Consider the following 391-nt stretch of genomic DNA (forward strand, 5'->3'; position numbering starts at 1 on the left):
AGGTTTACCGAAGTCATCATCGGTCATCCCGGTGGCGCGCCACAGTGCGCGGGCACCCGCCATATTACGGCCGTGGGTGGTGGTAGCAGAACGATACTTAGGCATGCTTGATTAACTCCCGTCTGTCTAATAATTGGGACGGTGCGTGCCGTCCCAAATTTATGTTTATTGATTAACCTGATCCAACCAGCCGTATTTATCTTCCGTTTCACCGGTGAAGAGGCCAAAGAAGGCCTGCTGGATGCGTTTGGTGACAGGGCCGCAGCGGCCTTCGCCCACCTGAATACCATCGACGCTGCGTACGGGCGTGATTTCGGCCGCAGTACCGGACATAAACACTTCGTCGGCCAGGTACAGCGATTCACGGGACAGCACCTGCTCACGCACTTCG

1 protein-coding gene and 1 pseudogene are annotated in these 391 nt (G+C 56.0%); both read right to left on the reverse strand.

Annotation, left to right across the window (positions count from 1 at the left end; translation table 11 throughout):
• A partial coding sequence (locus tag FDX22_RS32360) for a hypothetical protein (RefSeq protein ID WP_255433099.1) occupies positions 1-105 on the reverse strand: 105 nt, incomplete at its 3' end.
• Between the two features lie 60 nt (positions 106-165).
• Positions 166-391: pseudogene (locus FDX22_RS32365) on the reverse strand (branched chain amino acid aminotransferase); the annotation flags it as partial.

The organism is Citrobacter sp. TBCS-14 (assembly GCF_005280805.1).
Lineage (GTDB): Bacteria > Pseudomonadota > Gammaproteobacteria > Enterobacterales > Enterobacteriaceae > Citrobacter > Citrobacter gillenii.